This is a genomic window from Streptomyces sp. NPDC048650 (assembly GCF_043199095.1).
GTDB lineage: Bacteria > Actinomycetota > Actinomycetes > Streptomycetales > Streptomycetaceae > Streptomyces.
Genome location: NZ_JBICVM010000002.1, coordinates 537,230 through 554,167 on the forward strand (window position 1 = coordinate 537,230; position 16,938 = coordinate 554,167).

Sequence of the window (16,938 nt, forward strand, 5' to 3'; positions counted from 1 at the left end):
GCTCAGACCGTGCCGACGATGTCGACCGAGAAGACGAGTGTGTTCTTGGCCAGCTCGTGCTGCGGGCTCGCGCCGTAACCCAGCTTCGGCGGAATCACGATCTCCACCCGGTCACCGACGTGCTTGCCGACCAGCGCCTTGTCCCAGCCCTTGACGACCTGACCGGTGCCGATCTGGAACGCCGCCGCACCACCGTGGTCCCAGGACGAGTCGAACTTCTTGCCGTCCTCCCACTTCACGCCGGTGTACTGCGCGACCAGGCCGTCACCGGCCTTCACCTCGGGGCCCTTGCCCTTGATCAGAACCTGCTGCTCGAGGTCCTTGGGGGCCTTCTCGCCCTTGGGCACGGTGATCGTCGCGGCCTTGTCGCCGTCGGCCTTCACCTCGGGCAGTCCGCTCTCCGGTGCGGCCTGGGTGCCCTCGGCCTTCGCCTTCTTGTCCACCTTCTTCGCGGCGGTCACGTCGACGACCCACACCAGGCCGTCCTCGGGCTTGATGCCGAGCTGCGGGTTCAGGCCCTCGCCGATCAGCGCCTTGGCGGTGCCCTCGACCTCGAAGCGGCTGCCGACCTTCTTCCCGGCCACCGCGGACATGACCTTCTGCGGCAGGGTCTGCTGGGTCATCTGGTCGGAGACCTCGGTGACGACCTGGGTCCGCGGGGCGCCCGGCTTGGCGCCCGGCTGCTGCGCCCAGCTGCTGCCGAGGTTCTGACCCTTCATCGACTGCGCCGTGAAGTCCAGCCGGACCAGATCACCCTTCTTGACGACGGGGCCCTTGCCCTTGATCAGCTCCTTGGTGACGGCCTTGTCGGAGGCTTTGGCGTTCTTCGGCACGCTGATCTTGGGCTGGGCGCCCGCCTTGCCGTCCACCTTGACCACGGCGCCGTCGGACGAGCCGCTGTCCTTTTCCGATCCGCAGGCGGCGGCGAACAGCATGATGGGCACGGTCAGCGCGGCGACGGCGGCGCGACGGGTGTTCTTCGTGAGGTTCATCAGTCCAACTCGGGGCTCGGGGGGTGGATGGGGAACGGCCGCCACTCTACGACCTGTCTCTGTGGACGTTTTCCCTCGCAACACAGCGATCCGACCGCGCACGACACGGCAGGGTGCCGGGAGCGAATTCGCTCCCGGCACCCTGCCACGACGAGCCACCGATCACATTCCGGCGATCAGCTTCTCCACCCGATCGTCCACCGAACGGAACGGGTCCTTGCACAGCACCGTGCGCTGCGCCTGGTCATTGAGTTTGAGGTGCACCCAGTCGACGGTGAAGTCCCGGCGCTGCTCCTGGGCCCGCCGGATGAAATCGCCGCGCAGCCTGGCGCGGGTGGTCTGCGGTGGCACCGACTTGCCCTCGAAGATCTTCAGGTCGTTGCAGATCCGGGCCGCCTGGCCCTTCCGTTCCAGGAGGTAGTAGAGCCCCCGGCGGCGGTGGATGTCGTGATACGCGAGGTCTATCTGCGCCACCCGTGGGTGGGACATGGTGATGTTGTTCTTTGTGCGATACCGCTCGATGAGCTGATGTTTCATCACCCAGTCGATCTCGGTCGAGATCCGGTCGAGCTCCTGGTCCCGGATCGCCTCGAGAGTGCGGCCCCACAGCTCCAGAACCTGCTCGACGGTGCCCGTACGGATCCCACGCCGCTCGCAGAAGTCGACGGCCTTTTCGTAGTACTCCTGCTGCACCTCGAGCGCCGACGCCTCGCGCCCGCTGGCCAGCCGCACCTTGCGTTGGCCGGTGATGTCGTGACTGACCTCCCGGATCGCCCGGATCGGGTTCTCCAGCGTCAGATCGCGCATGACCGTGCCCGCCTCGATCATGCGCAGGACCAGGTCGGTGGCTCCGACCTTGAGCAGCATGGTCGTCTCGGACATGTTGGAGTCACCGACGATGACATGCAGCCGGCGGTAGCGCTCGGCGTCCGCATGCGGCTCGTCGCGGGTGTTGATGATTGGCCGGGAGCGGGTCGTCGCCGAAGAGACGCCCTCCCAGATGTGCTCCGCGCGCTGGCTGACGCAGTAGACGGCGCCGCGTGGGGTCTGCAGCACCTTGCCCGCGCCGCACAGCAGCTGACGGGTGACGAGGAACGGGATGAGGATGTCCGCGAGCCGGGAGAACTCGCCGTGGCGTGCCACGAGATAGTTCTCGTGACAGCCGTAGGAGTTTCCCGCCGAATCGGTGTTGTTCTTGAAGAGATAGACGTCGCCCGCGATTCCCTCCTCGTGCAGGCGGCGTTCGGCGTCGACGAGCAGGCCCTCGAGAATGCGCTCGCCGGCCTTGTCGTGGGTGACCAGCTCGGTCACGTTGTCGCACTCGGGAGTTGCGTATTCCGGATGCGATCCCACGTCCAAGTACAGGCGGGCGCCGTTCCGCAGGAAGACATTGCTGCTGCGGCCCCATGACACAACACGGCGGAAGAGGTACCGCGCCACTTCGTCAGGTGACAGTCGGCGCTGTCCCCTGAACGTGCACGTGACGCCGTACTCGTTCTCCAGCCCGAAAATGCGGCGGTCCATGACTGAACATTACGCCTGACGGCCTGCTCTGAAACCGGGTTCGACAGCCCCGTTTCGATCATTTTCCGTCGGGGCGGCACCCGCCGTATCCTGCACCGGATCTCCGAGAAATCGCTTCGTCGACAAAAGGACGAGCAGCGCCGCGACGCCACCGGCCCCGGCCACCGCGAATCCGGCCACCGAACCACCGCCCTCGACCGCGGGCCCCACCACCGAGGCACCCACCGCCGATCCGACGCCGAAGGTCGTCACCAGCCACGAAAAGGCCTCCGTCACCGTGCCCTTGGGCGCATGCCGGTCCACCACCACGAACGCGCAGGCCAGCGCGGGGGCCAGGAACACCCCGGCGACCCCGGTGAGCGCCGTCATCCCGGCGACGCCGGGGGCGAGCGCCAGCGGCAGATACCCCAGCGCCAGAAGGGCGATGAGGAGCCGCAGCCGGCTCTCCGGCCGCCCCGGCCACTCCCGGGCGCCGTAGGCGATGCCGCCGACCAGCGCCCCGAAGCCGAGCGCGGAGAGCAGGTAGCTGGAGACCATGCCCCCGCCGTGCTCATCGGCGTACGCCACCGCCGCGACGGCTATCGACCCCAGCGCCAGCCCGACGAAGAAGAACGCGCCGATCAGTACGAGCAGGCCGCCCGAGCGCAGCGCGCCCAGCCAGTGCGCCTCGCGCGGCCCGCTGCGCCACTGCCGGGAGGGCTCGGAGACCACGACGGAGAGCGCGCCGAGCACCCCGATCAGATTGATCACCAGCAGCGCCACCCCGGCCGACCAGGCCGCCACGCACAGCGTCACCAGCAACGGCCCGACCGCGAACATGACTTCCTGCGCCACCGCGTCCAGCGCGTACGCGGCATGCACCCGGTCCGCCCGCTTGAGGACCCCCGGCCACAGGGCCCGCAGCCCGCCCTCCAGGGGCGGGGTGAAGAACCCGGCGATCACCATGGCGGTCCAGGCGAGCCAGCGCGGCTCCAGGCCGACGGCGGCGAGCAGCGCCATCCCGAGCGCGGAGAGGACCGAGGCGGGCAGCATCACCCGCGGCTGCCCGTAGAGGTCGACGGCGCGGCCCAGCAGCGGCTGGCCGATCGCGTTGCAGACGCCGTAGACGGCGGAGAGTGCTCCGGCGAGGGCGTAGCTGCCGCCCTCGGCTCGGACGAACAGGACCACGGCCAGCGCCGCGGTGGCGTTCGGCAGCCTGCCGACCAGCGTCCCCGCCAGCAGCCGGGCCGCGTGCCGGGTTCTCAGCAGCTCCCCATATCCCGCGGCCATCCCTGCCCCTTTCCATGCGACCGATCCAGAAGTGTTACGTATAACTTCCCTCGTTATACGTACCATGGCGACAACCCGCGGTCCACCCCGCAGCGGCCGAAGGCAAGGAGTGACACCCCGGTGACCAGCCACGAGGCCACGCCACCCCCCGGTGCAAGCGCCGTTCCCCACGCTCTCGGATCCTCCCCCGAGCGCTCTGGCGGTCCGGCCACCGCGACGCGCGCCACCAGCCGCGACGTCGCACGGGCCGCCGGGGTCTCACAGGCCACCGTCTCCCTGGTCCTCGGGGACAAATGGCGCGGCCGGGTCTCCCCCGCCAAGGCCGAAGCGGTCCGCACCACCGCCCGCGAGCTCGGCTACCGCCCCAACCTCGCGGCCCGCAGCCTGCGTATGGGCCGCACCCGCACCGCGCTGCTCGTCGTCCCCGCCCTGACCACCGAATTCTTCGCCCGTGTCTACACCGGAGCGGCCCGCGCCGCCGCCGACCACGGCTTCGGCGTGGTGCTCTACCCCTCCCCCGAGGGCATCGGCCCGGCCCGCGACCCCTTCGACTCCGCCGCGGCCACCCTGGACGGCGTGATCGCCTCCTCCATGGCCGCCGACGCGCTCACCGCGCTGCGCGATGCGGGACTGCCGCTGGTGATGCTCGACAGCGACCCCGGCGACAGCCGCGCCTCCGCGACCGTGAACCTCGACATCGCCGACGGCATGCGGCAGTTGACGGCCCATCTGACGGCGCTCGGCCACCGCCGCATCACCCACCTCACGGCCGACGTGGAGTCCTGGACGTTCGCCCTGCGGGCCCGCGCCGTCACCGAAGCGCTGGCCGGCGTTCCCGGCACGCTCCTGCGCCGTCAGCCGTCCGCCCTCACCGTCGACGCCGGTCTGCACGCCGCCCATGCCGCGCTCACCGCCCCCGGCCCCCGCCCCACGGCCCTGCTGTGCGACGACGACATCATCGCCGCCGGCGCCTGCAAGGCCGTGCGCCGCCTGGGCCTGCGGATCCCGGAGGACATCTCCGTCACCGGCTTCGACGACCTGGCCCTCGCGGTGGCGGTCGAACCGGAACTGACGACCGTCCGGCTGCCCGCCGAGGAATTCGGCGAGGCCGGCATGCGGGCCCTCATGGCCGTACTCGACGGCGGCCGCACCGCGGCCCCGTCCCTTCCGGTGGCACTGGTCCCCCGGGGCTCCACCGCCCCGCCGCCGCCCGGTGTCCACAACGCCGCGCGCCCCGGCGGGTGATGACCCACCGGGGCGCGCGAGGAGCTTGCCCGGTCCGCTACGAGTCGTCCGACGACCCCTCGGCGGAATCGGAACCGGAATCCGAACCGGCCTCCGACTTACCCGACGCGGCATCGCTGCCGCCGGCCTCGCCGTCCGCGGCCGCGTCGCCGTCGGCGCCGACGGGCTCATCCATCAGCCGGGACAGCTGACTGCCCAGGATCCGCTTGAACTTCCGCTGCTGCGGGCGCGTACGGTCCAGCGTCGCCACTTCGAGCTGTTCGGCGGTCAGCGTGCGCTCACCGCCGTTGGTGTCCCGAGACAGCGAATCGACGGCCAGCTTGAGGGCCTCGCCCAGCGTCATGCCCTCGCGGTGATGCTGGTCGAGATAGCTGCTGATCTGGTCGGCGTTGCCGCCCACCGCGACCGAGCCGTGCTCGTCCACGATCGACCCGTCGTGCGGCAGCCGGTAGATCTGGTCGTCCTCGGCGGCGTTGCCGACCTCGGCGACGATCAGCTCGACCTCGTACGGCTTCTCCGCGGCGCTGGAGAAGATCGTGCCGAGCGTCTGGGCGTAGACGTTCGCCAGGCCGCGCGCGGTCACATCGGCGCGGTCGTAGGTGTAGCCCCGCAGATCGGCGTAGCGCACACCACCGATCCGCAGATTCTCGAACTCGTTGTATTTGCCGACCGCCGCGAAGGCGATGCGGTCATAGATCTCGCTGACCTTGTGCAGGGCGCGGGAGGGATTCTCGGCGACGAAGACCACGCCGTCGGTGTATTGCAGCACCACCACGCTGCGGCCGCGCGCAATGCCCTTGCGGGCGTACTCGGCACGGTCGGCCATGGCCTGCTGGGGTGAGACATAGAACGGCGTCGACACCGGCTATCCGTCCCTTTCTGTCAATGGCTCTCTCACTGGCGAATGCATTCCGGAACATCCGTCCCGTCAGAGCAGCGCGGCGCGCGGGCCGTCGGGCTGTTCGAGGCGGTGCTCATGAATGGCGCGGGCGATCTCCGACACCTCTGCCTCGGTCAGCTTCTTGAAGCCCGCGTCGGTGATCACCGTCACGATCGGATAGATCCGCCGGACCAGATCGGGCCCGCCCGTGGCCGAGTCGTCGTCCGCCGCGTCGTACAGCGCCTGGACGACGGCCGTGGCGGCCTGCTCCTCGGTGAAGTTCTCGCGGTAGAGCTTCTTGAGGGCACCGCGCGCGAAGACGGAACCCGAGCCCGTCGACGCGAAGCCGTGTTCCTCGGAGCGCCCGCCGGTGACGTCGTACGAGAAGATCCGGCCCTTCTGGCGGTCCACGTCCCAGCCGGCGAACAGCGGCACGATGGCCAGGCCCTGCATGGCCATCCCGAGATTGCCCCGGATCATCGTGGAGAGGCGGTTCGCCTTGCCCTCCAGGGAGAGTTGAACGCCTTCCACCTTCTCGAAGTGCTCCAGCTCCAGCTGGAACAGCTTGACCATCTCGACCGCGAGACCGGCCGTGCCGGCGATGCCGACCGCGGAGTACTCGTCGGCCGGGAAGACCTTCTCGATGTCGCGCTGCGCGATGACATTGCCCATCGTCGCCCTGCGGTCACCGGCGAGCACCACACCGCCGGGGAACGACGCCGCCACGATGGTCGTCCCGTGCGGCGCCTCGATGGCGCCCTGCACGGGCGGCAACGGGCGGTTGCCCGGCAGCAGATCGGGCGAGTGCGTACCGATGAAATCCATGAACGACGAGGAGCCAGGCGTCAGGAAGGCAGCTGGCAGACGCCCGGTGCTACGAGTGTTGGCTTCCACACGTTTCCTTCCAGATACTCGGCCGCCCGCCTCAAAACGTCCGGCCGATCCTTGAATTGGCCCAAGGCTGCGTTGCAGCTGAAGCACAGTACGTCTCGGACCTTACCCGTCCGACGGCCGTGATCCACATGTCGGGACAGGGATCACGCGGGGTGTGCTCGGCCCCGGTCGCAAGAGCGACCGAGGCCGGCCGGGGAGTCCGTGGACGACGGACTCGATCGGCGCGAAGGAATCCGACGGCAGCGCCCGCTCGCGCCGAGAGGAATTCCCCTCGGGCAATTCGGACAACTGCCTCACTCGCCGCCTTTCTGGACGAAGCTCCGCACGAAATCCTCGGCATTCTCTTCGAGGACATCGTCGATTTCGTCGAGCACCGAATCCACGTCGTCCGACAATTTCTCCTGGCGTTCCTTGAGGTCTTCCGAAGCCTGCGCGTCCTGCGTCTGCTCCTCGACCTCTTCGGTGGAACGCGTGGCCTTCTGCTGCCCGCCGCCGCTGTCCTTGGTCGCCATATCCCTCACCCCGCTCGGTTCGCCCCGCTCGATGTGACCTTCAAGATCCGACCCTACAAGCAGGATCCGACATCGGCCCTGCACTTGGTGCAACGTCCGGGAGTCACCTGGATGATTCCCGCGCCGCGGCCATTTCAGCCGCGGATCAGCTGTCGATCGTCGTGAAACCGTCCCGAATCCGCCGCACGTCAGCGACCGGAAAGCGTCCGCACCAGCTCCTCGGCGGTGCGGCAGCGGTCCAGCAGCTCCTTGACGTGCTTGCGGGTTCCGCGCAGGGGTTCCAGCGTGGGAACCCGCTGCAGGGAGTCACGGCCCGGGAGATCGAAGATGACCGAGTCCCAGGAGGCCGCCGCCACGTCATCGGCGTACTGCTCCAGGCAGCGGCCGCGGAAGTAGGCCCTGGTGTCCTCCGGGGGCTTGCGCTGGGCCCGGTCGACGTCGGCCTCGTCCAACAGGCGCTTCATCTTGCCGCGGGCCGCCAGACGGTTGTACAGGCCCTTTTCGGCGCGTACATCGGCGTACTGGAGATCGATGAGGTGCAGCCGCGCCGCGTCCCACTCCAGCCCGTCGCGCCGGCGGTAGCCCTCCATCAGCTCGCGCTTGGCCACCCAGTCCAGCTCGCCCGACAGGCTCATCGGGTCGTTCTCCAGCCGCCCGAGCACGTCCTCCCACCTGGTCAGGACGTCCTTGGTCTGCTCGTCCGCATCCGCTCCGTAGCGGTCCTCGACGTACTTGCGGGCCAGCTCGAAGTACTCCATCTGGAGCTGGACGGCGGTGAGCGTGCGGCCGCTGCGGAGGGTGATCAGGTGTTGCAGGGAGGGGTCGTGCGAGACGTGGTGAAGGGTGCGTACCGGCTGGTCGACGGCCAGATCCACGGCGATGAAGCCGTCCTCGATCATGGACAGGACCAGTGAGGTGGTGCCGAGCTTGAGGTAGGTCGAGATCTCGGAGAGGTTGGCGTCACCGATGATCACGTGCAGCCGGCGGTACTTCTCGGCATCCGCGTGCGGCTCGTCGCGGGTGTTGATGATCGGGCGCTTGAGGGTCGTCTCCAGCCCGACCTCCACCTCGAAGTAGTCGGCGCGCTGGCTGAGCTGGAAGCCGTGCTCGCGGCCGTCCTGGCCGATGCCGACCCGGCCGGCGCCGGTCACCACCTGGCGGGAGACGAAGAACGGCGTCAGGTGGCGCACGATGTCCGAGAACGGGGTCTCCCGCTTCATCAGATAGTTCTCGTGCGTGCCGTAGGACGCGCCCTTGTTGTCGGTGTTGTTCTTGTAGAGGTGGATGGGCTGGGCCCCAGGGACCTGGGCCGCCCGCTCGGCGGCCTCGGCCATGATCCGCTCGCCCGCCTTGTCCCAGAGGACGGCGTCGCGCGGATTGGTGACCTCGGGGGCGCTGTATTCGGGGTGGGCGTGGTCGACGTAGAGCCGGGCCCCGTTCGTGAGGATCACATTGGCCAGGCCGATGTCCTCGTCGGTGAGCTGGCTGGAGTCGGCGGCCTCGCGGGCGAGGTCGAAGCCGCGGGCGTCCCGCAGCGGATTCTCCTCCTCGAAGTCCCAGCGAGCCCGTCGCTCCTGGTGCATCGCGGCCGCATAGGCGTTGACGACCTGGGACGAGGTGAGCATGGCATTGGCATTCGGGTGGCCGGGGACGGAGATCCCGTACTCCGTCTCGATCCCCATTACTCGCCGTACGGTCATGCGGCCCTCCTTGCCCGGCGGCGCCCCCGGATGGGGTCGGCGCTCAAGTACCGCGGCGCCTCCGGTACGTGTGCGTTCCCCGCTCCTGCACAGCGTGACGCGGCGGTACCGAAGAGCCTAGAACGCCTTTGCGGCGCTGGGGAGATCATTACAGTCATTGCTCCAGTCCGGTTTTCCCTGATCCATCGCGCTCTTGGCGGGGGCCGGCCCGTGCGGCCCCGGAAAAGCGTCCGGCTGCGGACGCCCCGTGCAGGACATCCGCAGCCGGAGTGCGGTGTTACAGGTATTGGCCGGTATTCGCCACCGTGTCGATGGAGCGGCCGGTGTCCGCGCCCTGCTTTCCGGTGACCAGCGTACGGATGTATACGATCCGCTCGCCCTTCTTGCCGGAGATCCGGGCCCAGTCGTCCGGGTTGGTGGTGTTGGGCAGGTCTTCGTTCTCCTTGAACTCATCCACGCACGCCTGGAGGAGATGGGAGACCCGCAGACCCTTTTGATTGTGCTCGAGGAATGCCTTGATGGCCATCTTCTTCGCACGTCCGACGATGTTCTCGATCATCGCTCCGGAGTTGAAGTCCTTGAAGTAGAGGACTTCCTTGTCACCATTTGCATAGGTGACCTCGAGGAAGCGATTTTCCTCGGATTCCGCATACATCTGCTCGACGACCGACTGGATCATCGCGCTGACCGCCGCCTTGCGGGAATCCCCGTGTTCGGAGAGATCGTCGGCGTGCAGCGGAAGATTCGGCGTGAGGTACTTCGAGAAGATGTCCTTGGCGGCCTCCGCGTCCGGGCGCTCGATCTTGATCTTCACGTCGAGGCGGCCGGGGCGCAGAATGGCCGGGTCGATCATGTCCTCGCGGTTCGAGGCACCGATCACGATGACGTTCTCGAGGCCCTCCACACCGTCGATCTCGGAGAGCAGCTGCGGGACGATGGTGTTCTCCACGTCCGAGCTGACACCGGAACCGCGGGTGCGGAAGAGGGAGTCCATCTCGTCGAAGAAGACGATGACGGGGGTACCCTCGCTGGCCTTCTCCCTGGCCCGCTGGAAGACCAGCCGGATGTGCCGCTCCGTCTCACCGACGTACTTGTTGAGCAGCTCGGGGCCCTTGATGTTGAGGAAGAAGCTCTTCCCCGCGGGCTGCCCGGTCACCTCGGCGACCTTCTTGGCAAGCGAGTTGGCGACCGCCTTGGCGATGAGCGTCTTGCCGCAGCCCGGGGGGCCGTAGAGCAAGACGCCCTTGGGCGGACGGAGTTCGTGCTCCTTGAAGAGGTCGGGGTAGAGGTAGGGGAGCTCGACCGCGTCCCGGATCAGTTCGATCTGGCCGCCCAGACCGCCGATCTTGGTGTAGTCGATGTCCGGAACCTCTTCGAGGACGAGTTCCTCGACCTCGCTCTTCGGAATGACTTCGTAGACGTAGCCGGAGCGGGGTTCGAGCAGCAGGGCGTCGCCGGCGCGGATGGTGATGTCCAGCAGCGGCTCGGCGAGCCGCACCACCCGTTCCTCGTCGGTGTGCCCGATGACCAGGGCACGCTCGCCGTCCTCAAGGATCTCCTTGAGGGTGACGATGTCCCCGGCGCTCTCGAACTCCATGGCCTCGACCACATTGAGCGCTTCGTTGAGCATGACCTCCTGGCCGCGCCGGAGGTCCTCGGTCTCGACGCTGGGGCTGACATTGACCCGGAGTTTTCTGCCTCCGGTGAAAATGTCGGCCGTGCCGTCCTCATTCGCCTGCAGGAAGACACCGAAGCCGGCCGGCGGCTGTGCGAGCCGGTCGACCTCCTCCTTGAGCGCGACGATCTGGTCGCGTGCCTCGCGGAGAGTATTGGCGAGTCGCTCGTTCTGTGCGGAAACGCCGGCCAGGTTGGTCTGCAGCTCGACGATCCGCTCTTCGAGAATCCTCGTGTGTCGCGGAGAGTCGGCGAGCTTGCGTCGCAGGACGGCGATCTCCTGCTCAAGATAGGCAACCTGGCCGGCTGGATCTTCAGACCCTCGCCCCGGCCGGATGCCGCGGTTGATGTCGTCGTCGTGGGCTGCCACGGTCCTCACCTCCTCCAAGGAGCTGGACGCTTCCTGACCCTACCTGGGCCGGTGCAGGTTGAAACCCCTAGATCGAAAAGACTGTCGGGGTGTGTCCGATCTTCACCCTTGCGCACGTCCTCACGCCAAGGGAATACCCACCCAACAACATCGGAAAGCGAGCGGTTGTATCGTCGAGACGGTCAACACCCGTCAGGGCTGGCGCCACTTAGACAAAAACGGTTCACGTACGCAGGAACGGCAGGCGAGATGACCGCGCAGGATGAAGCCCGTCCAGAGCTTGAAGTCTGGATCGACCAGGACCTGTGCACAGGCGACGGGATCTGCGTCCAGTACGCGCCCGAGGTTTTCGAGCTCGACATCGACGGCCTGGCCTATGTCAAGAGCGCGGACGACGAGCTGCTGCAGGACAAGGGGGCCACAACGCCCGTCCCGCTGCCGCTGCTCAACGACATCCGGGACTCGGCCAAGGAGTGCCCCGGTGACTGCATTCACGTACGCCGGGTCGAGGACCGGGTGGAGGTCTACGGGCCGGACGCGGAGTAGTCGCGACGCGGGGTAGACATCGGGCGGACACGGCGTAGGCGGAGCGTAGGGGAGGCCCCGCATACGCGCACTTCATGTGACCGGTCAGGCACCTTCGGTATCGGCGGTGGCGGGAATTTCACTCTGGATGAACTTCCCGTCCCGCCATTGCCATTTGGCGCTCTTGTGAATGTCGGGACAGCAGCGCGGGACATCGAGCGTGGAGTAGCCCAGGAGCGTCGCCGAGATCTTGCCGTCCTGCAGGGCAAAGTCCTGGACGTTGAGCCTCTGGGAAGGCGCCACAAGGGTCGCCACGATGCGCGGCGCGGCCTTGGGGTCGGTCGGCTGGGCCAGTACGAAGACGCTGCTGGGCGGCGTGCCGGTATCGCTGTGGCAGCGGACCACCGCGACGGTCTCGGTGGTGCCGTCGCCGTCGAGGTCGCCGGAGGTCTTCTGCACGACGTCGACACGGTTCGGTCCGCAGTTCACGGGAAAGGTGACCTTGCCCGGATCGGGGGCGGCCGTGCTGTGCCGGCCGGGTTTGGTGGCGGCGTGCGCGGTGGTGGCCGTGGCGTCGGGCGGCTGGACGAACGACGCGGCCGCGACGACCGCCGAGACTGCGGTGGCCGTGGCGAGCCAGTGCATGGGGCGGGGCTGGGTATGCAAAAGGTCCTGGCCTGCCAAGGGCTGCACGCGGGGTAACTCCTGTGAAGAGCTGTGGCGGTGGGAGTGGCCAGCATCGTTCCACAGGAGTCGGCGGCACGGAACCAGCGGGACCGGAGTTTTACGCTCCCATCACGTGGTGAACGACCAGGTGAACGAAGCGGCGCCGCCGACGGCCCCCGTTGCGGGAACTCGTCGGCGGCGCCTGGTGATTCGGTGGCCGGGTCGGGACCGTCAGCCGCGCTCCGTGGCGGCGTCGGTGCCGCCGGATGCCGAGCCCTGGGCGTTCTTGCCCGGGCCGGTGTAGTCCTCGCCGTAGGCGCCCTTGGCGGGCCGGCGGCGGCGCAGCGGCGGCTCGACCCCGTCGGCGAGGCGACGGGCGGTGAGCAGGAAGCCGGTGTGGCCGATCATCCGGTGGTCCGGGCGGACGGCGAGGCCCTCGACGTGCCAGGTGCGGACCATGGTCTCCCAGGCCGACGGCTCGTTGAAGGTGCCGTGCTCGCGGATCGCCTCGACGGTGCGGGCCATCTGCGTGGTCGTGGCGACGTACGCGCAGAGGATGCCACCGGGGACCAGGGCCTTGGAGACAGCCTCCAGGCACTCCCAGGGGGCGAGCATGTCGAGGATGACGCGGTCGACGTCGGTGTCGGAGAGGTTGTCCTGGAGGTCGCCGACGGTGAGCGTCCACGCGGGGTGCGGACCGCCGAAGTAGCGCTCGACGTTCTGCGTGGCGATCTCGGCGAAGTCGGCGCGGCGCTCGTAGGAGTGCAGCATGCCGTCGTCGCCGATGGCGCGCAGCAGGAAGCTGCTGAGCGAGCCGGAGCCCACACCGGCCTCGACGACCCGGGCGCCGGGGAAGATGTCGGCCATCGCCAGGATCTGCCCCGCGTCCTTGGGGTAGACCACGGCGGCACCGCGGGGCATGGACAGGACGTAGTCGGGGAGCAGCGGGCGCAGCGCGAGGTAGGCGACGTTCCCGGTGGTACGGACAACACTGCCCTCGGGAGCACCGATCAGCTCGTCGTGGGGGAAAGCTCCCTTGTGGGTGTGGAAGCTTTTTCCCTCTTCGAGCGTGAAGGTGTAGTGGCGTCCCTTGGGATCGGTGAGCTGGACCTGGTCCCCGACCTTGAAGGGCCCGCGACGGCGGGCGGCACCGGTCGGTTCGGACATGTGACCAGCCTACCGGCCGATCGGGGCGGGCCGGACCAGTGGGCGGCGGGGACGGCCGGCGGGGCGGGTGCGGGGGACGGGCGGGGTGGGCGAGGACGGCGGGCGGGGGCGTCCGCCAACTGGCGGTTCGAACGCGGTCGGCCCCCCGGCCAGGGGGCTACCCAGGGGTGCCGGGCGCGAAGCCCCGCCGGGCCGCGGCCGTCGCGCACGCGGCGGGACGAGCGGGCCACGCGCGGCGGGGGGCGGAAGCGGGCCCACGCACGACGGGGGCGGAAGCGGGCGGGCGTAGGAAGGGCCCGGCGTCTGCCGGGCCCGGCGGGGGAAGGCCCGGCGTCGGGAGCAGTGCCCCGGGTCCACCGCAGGACCTGGGTCGGGGTCCGTGCTCGTCAGGCGCGTCGGCCCATGGCGGACACAAAGGCCCGTTCCACGTCGGCCGTCGACAGCACGCCGTAGATCTCGCCCCTCTCCTCGACGACGAGGTACTCGGTCGCCGGAGTGGCCCGCAGGAATTCCAGGAGGTCCTCGCCGGCGAGCTCGGCGGGAACCCGCATGCCCTCCTTGAGGTCCTGGGCGAGGGTGCCCACCGGAACCCAGGGGCGGCGGTGGTCGGGCACGCCGACGATGGCGGCCTCGCGCACCAGGGCGGTGGGGCTGCCCTGGCGGTCGACGACGACCAGGGCGCGGGCGCCGGCGTCGTTGGCGCGGCGCAGGGCCTCGGAGAGCGGGGTGTCGGTCTCCACCGGGACGGCGCGGCGGGTCAGCGTGCGGGCGGTGAGGTCCGGTAGGCGTTCGCGCAGCCGGGCCATGCGCAGGCTGTTGCCGGCGCCGGTCCAGATGATGGCGGCCAGGATCGCGGCGAGCAGGGCGTCGGTGAGCGAGTCGGCGCCGCCGATCTCGGCGGGGGCGGGGCCCAGCGCGCCGGTGTGGGTGAGCAGCGGGAGGCCGATGAGCACGGTGACGGCGAGCGCGCGGCCGACCCAGGCGGCGGCGACGGTGCCGGTCATGGGCCTGCCGGTGATCTTCCAGACGACGGCGCGCAGCATCCGGCCGCCGTCCAGGGGGAGGCCGGGCAGCAGGTTGAAGACGGCGACGATCAGGTTGGAGATCATCAGGCCGGCGAGCAGGACGCCGGGCACGGTGGCGGGTTCGACCAGCTGCATGCCGGCGTAGAAGACGCCGGCCAGGACGAGGGAGAGCAGCGGGCCGACGAAGGCGAGGACGAACTCCCGGCCGGGCGTTTCGCTCTCCTTCTCGATCTCCGAGACGCCGCCGAAGAACTGCAGCTGGATGCGGCGGACGGGCAGCTTGAAGCGGAGCGCGGCAACGGTGTGTGCGAGCTCGTGGACGAGCACCGAGGCGTAGAAGGCGACGGCGAAGAACAGCGACACGAGATAGCGGGTGCCGCCGAGTTCGGGCAGGACCCGATCGAGCTGACCGCCGAAGACCCAGGTGATCAGGGCGGCGACCACGAACCAGCTGGGGGCGACGTAGACCGGCACGCCGAAGGGGCGCCCCATCAGGATGCCGCCGCCGGTCCTCTTGCCCGGTGCTTTGGGGTCCTTGGGGTCCTTGCTGTCCCTGGGCGGCTCGGGCGGCCGGTGCTGCACGGACTCCCCGGGGTCGTCCTGCGGCTTCCCGCTGTCGTCCACGGCGTCCCCTCGTCGAATGCGGCCTTCGCGCCTGCGTGGCGTGATCTTCCGATCATGCAGGGCGAAGGGTTCTGGCGTCGATGGTATGCGGAGTGGCCCGGCCGGCTCCGCTGCGGGGGCCCGCCGTCGGCCGTACGCGGTTGTCAGTGGCGGGCCGTAGGGTCTTGTGGCATGGGAACGAGCACCGAAGGGGCCGAGGCGGCCACGCAGGGCGGGCAGGACGCGCAGCAGACCGCGGGCGGGGTGGGGGCTCAGCGGGTGGGGTCGGAGGCCGCGGGGGCGGTCCGGCCGGTGGCGCTGTCACCGTCGCGGGCGAGCGATTTCCTGCAGTGCCCGCTGCTGTACCGCTTCCGGGTGATCGACAAACTGCCGGAGAAGCCGAGCGCGGCGGCGACCCGCGGCACGGTGGTGCACTCCGTGCTGGAGCGACTCTTCGACGCGCCGGCGGCGCAGCGCACCGCCCCGGGCGCGCGGGCGATGGTGCCGGGCGAGTGGGAGAAGTTGCTGGCCAAGCGGCCGGAGCTGGCGGAGCTGTTCGCGGACGACGCGGAGGGCGAGCGGCTGGCGGCGTGGCTGGCGGAGGCCGAGGCGCTGGTGGAGCGGTGGTTCTCGCTGGAGGACCCGACGCGGCTGGAGCCGGCGGAGCGCGAGCTGTACGTGGAGACGGTGCTGGAGTCCGGGCTGCGGCTGCGCGGCTTCATCGACCGGGTCGACATCGCGCCGACGGGCGAGGTCCGGATCGTCGACTACAAGACCGGCAAGGCGCCGCGTCCGCAGTTCGCCGAGGGCGCGCTGTTCCAGATGAAGTTCTACGCGCTGGTGATGTGGCGGCGCAGCGGTGCGGTGCCGCGGCGGTTGCAGCTGGTGTATCTGGGCAGCGGCGATGTGATCACCTACGACCCGAGCGAGGCCGATCTGCGGGGAGTGGAGCGCAAGTTGCTGGCCCTGTGGGACGCGATCCAGCTGGCGACGGACACCGGCGACTGGCGGCCGCGGCCGACCAAGCTGTGCGGCTGGTGCGACCATCAGGCGCGCTGTCCGGAATTCGGCGGCACTCCCCCGGTCTATCCCCTGGCGGTCCGCCCGGCGGCGGGCGGCGGCGGGGAGCAGGGCAGAATGGACGCGGTCTAACGAAGGAGAGCACGTGGCTATCCGCGTCCTGCTGGTCGACGACCAGCCCCTGCTGCGCACGGGATTTCGGATGATCCTGGAGGCCGAGCAGGATCTGGCGGTCGTCGGTGAGGCCGGTGACGGTCTGCAGGCGCTGGAACAGGTACGGGTCCTGCAGCCCGATGTGGTGCTGATGGACATCCGGATGCCCCGGATGGACGGCGTGGAGGCGACCCGGCAGATCACCGGCCCGGCCAAGGACGGTCCGGCCAAGGTGCTGGTGCTGACCACCTTCGATCTGGACGAGTACGTCGTCGAGGCGCTGCGGGCCGGGGCCAGCGGATTCCTTCTCAAGGACGCGCCGGCCAACGAGCTGGTACAGGCGATCCGGGTGGTGGCCGGTGGCGAGGCGATGCTCGCTCCCAGCATCACGCGCCGGCTGCTGGACAAGTACGCGGGCCATCTGCCGTCGGGCGAGGAACCGGTGCCGGACACCCTGCACACGCTCACCGAGCGCGAGGTGGAGGTGCTCAAGTTGGTGGCGCGCGGGCTGTCGAACGCCGAGATCGCCGCGGATCTCTTCGTCAGCGAGACGACCGTGAAGACGCATGTGGGCCATGTGCTGACGAAGCTGGGTCTGCGGGACCGGGTGCAGGCGGCGGTGTACGCGTACGAGAGCGGGCTGGTGCGCCCCGGGGCCCAGTAGCCGGCGGCGCGTGACGACGAAGGCGGCGGGGCCGGCCCGGGATCTCCCCGGACCG

The 16,938-nt window shown here is 69.4% G+C and carries 15 protein-coding genes and 1 pseudogene; 4 read left to right on the plus strand and 12 right to left on the minus strand.

The window, feature by feature from the left end:
* Window positions 1–2 precede the first annotated feature (2 nt).
* From ACGFML_RS08225 to ACGFML_RS08235, 3 genes are all read right to left on the minus strand, one after another.
* Window positions 3–992, minus strand: a complete 990-nt coding sequence (locus tag ACGFML_RS08225; RefSeq protein ID WP_393541282.1) for an FKBP-type peptidyl-prolyl cis-trans isomerase — start codon at window positions 990–992, stop codon at window positions 3–5.
* Between the two features lie 162 nt (window positions 993–1,154).
* Window positions 1,155–2,516 carry a Pup--protein ligase gene (gene pafA, locus ACGFML_RS08230; protein ID WP_393541284.1) on the minus strand — a complete coding sequence of 454 codons (1,362 nt, stop codon included), beginning with the start codon at window positions 2,514–2,516 and terminating at the stop codon, window positions 1,155–1,157.
* A 9-nt stretch (window positions 2,517–2,525) separates the two neighbouring features.
* Entirely contained in the window at window positions 2,526–3,785 is a 1,260-nt protein-coding gene (locus ACGFML_RS08235) for an MFS transporter (protein WP_393541285.1), read from the minus strand.
* A 120-nt stretch (window positions 3,786–3,905) separates the two neighbouring features.
* Here ACGFML_RS08235 and ACGFML_RS08240 point away from each other — a divergent pair, with 120 nt between their 5' ends.
* Window positions 3,906–5,030, plus strand: coding sequence for a LacI family DNA-binding transcriptional regulator (locus ACGFML_RS08240; protein WP_393541287.1), 1,125 nt, complete (start codon window positions 3,906–3,908; stop codon window positions 5,028–5,030).
* 37 nt (window positions 5,031–5,067) lie between these two features.
* Here the strand turns inward: ACGFML_RS08240 and prcA are convergent, their stop codons facing one another.
* The 6 genes and pseudogenes from prcA to arc form a co-directional block, all read right to left on the minus strand.
* On the minus strand, window positions 5,068–5,892 hold the full coding sequence (gene prcA / locus ACGFML_RS08245) for a proteasome subunit alpha (RefSeq protein ID WP_393541289.1): 825 nt from the start codon (window positions 5,890–5,892) through the stop codon (window positions 5,068–5,070).
* Window positions 5,893–5,958: 66 nt separating this feature from the next.
* Window positions 5,959–6,804, minus strand: coding sequence for a proteasome subunit beta (prcB, locus tag ACGFML_RS08250; protein ID WP_393541291.1), 846 nt, complete (start codon window positions 6,802–6,804; stop codon window positions 5,959–5,961).
* Window positions 6,756–6,935 (minus strand): annotated as a pseudogene (locus ACGFML_RS08255) (endonuclease domain-containing protein); the annotation flags it as partial. The gene prcB and the pseudogene ACGFML_RS08255, both read right to left, overlap by 49 nt.
* A 162-nt stretch (window positions 6,936–7,097) precedes the next feature.
* Complete coding sequence (locus ACGFML_RS08260; protein WP_363151457.1) at window positions 7,098–7,316, minus strand: ubiquitin-like protein Pup; 219 nt, start codon at window positions 7,314–7,316, stop codon at window positions 7,098–7,100.
* 188 nt (window positions 7,317–7,504) lie between these two features.
* Entirely contained in the window at window positions 7,505–9,016 is a 1,512-nt protein-coding gene (gene dop, locus ACGFML_RS08265) for a depupylase/deamidase Dop (RefSeq protein ID WP_393541294.1), read from the minus strand.
* Window positions 9,017–9,293: 277 nt separating this feature from the next.
* On the minus strand, window positions 9,294–11,060 hold the full coding sequence (arc, locus tag ACGFML_RS08270; protein ID WP_393541295.1) for a proteasome ATPase: 1,767 nt from the start codon (window positions 11,058–11,060) through the stop codon (window positions 9,294–9,296).
* Between the two features lie 249 nt (window positions 11,061–11,309).
* Between arc and ACGFML_RS08275 the strand changes: the two genes are divergently transcribed.
* Window positions 11,310–11,606, plus strand: coding sequence for a ferredoxin (locus ACGFML_RS08275; RefSeq protein ID WP_393541297.1), 297 nt, complete (start codon window positions 11,310–11,312; stop codon window positions 11,604–11,606).
* Window positions 11,607–11,690: 84 nt separating this feature from the next.
* Here the strand turns inward: ACGFML_RS08275 and ACGFML_RS08280 are convergent, their stop codons facing one another.
* The 3 genes from ACGFML_RS08280 to ACGFML_RS08290 all read right to left on the minus strand — a co-directional run bounded on the left by ACGFML_RS08280 (window position 11,691) and on the right by ACGFML_RS08290 (window position 15,067).
* Complete coding sequence (locus tag ACGFML_RS08280; protein ID WP_393541299.1) at window positions 11,691–12,230, minus strand: hypothetical protein; 540 nt, start codon at window positions 12,228–12,230, stop codon at window positions 11,691–11,693.
* Window positions 12,231–12,482: 252 nt separating this feature from the next.
* The gene (locus ACGFML_RS08285; RefSeq protein WP_393541301.1) at window positions 12,483–13,418 is read right to left on the minus strand and encodes a tRNA (adenine-N1)-methyltransferase; all 936 of its coding nucleotides are present in this window, start codon (window positions 13,416–13,418) and stop codon (window positions 12,483–12,485) included.
* A gap of 386 nt (window positions 13,419–13,804) precedes the next feature.
* Complete coding sequence (locus ACGFML_RS08290) at window positions 13,805–15,067, minus strand: site-2 protease family protein (protein WP_393541303.1); 1,263 nt, start codon at window positions 15,065–15,067, stop codon at window positions 13,805–13,807.
* A 171-nt stretch (window positions 15,068–15,238) separates the two neighbouring features.
* Between ACGFML_RS08290 and ACGFML_RS08295 the strand changes: the two genes are divergently transcribed.
* Window positions 15,239–16,198 (plus strand): RecB family exonuclease, encoded by a 960-nt coding sequence (locus ACGFML_RS08295; protein ID WP_393541305.1) that lies wholly within the window; start codon window positions 15,239–15,241, stop codon window positions 16,196–16,198.
* Window positions 16,199–16,211: 13 nt separating this feature from the next.
* Entirely contained in the window at window positions 16,212–16,883 is a 672-nt protein-coding gene (locus ACGFML_RS08300; RefSeq protein ID WP_393541307.1) for a response regulator, read from the plus strand.
* Window positions 16,884–16,938 lie beyond the last annotated feature (55 nt).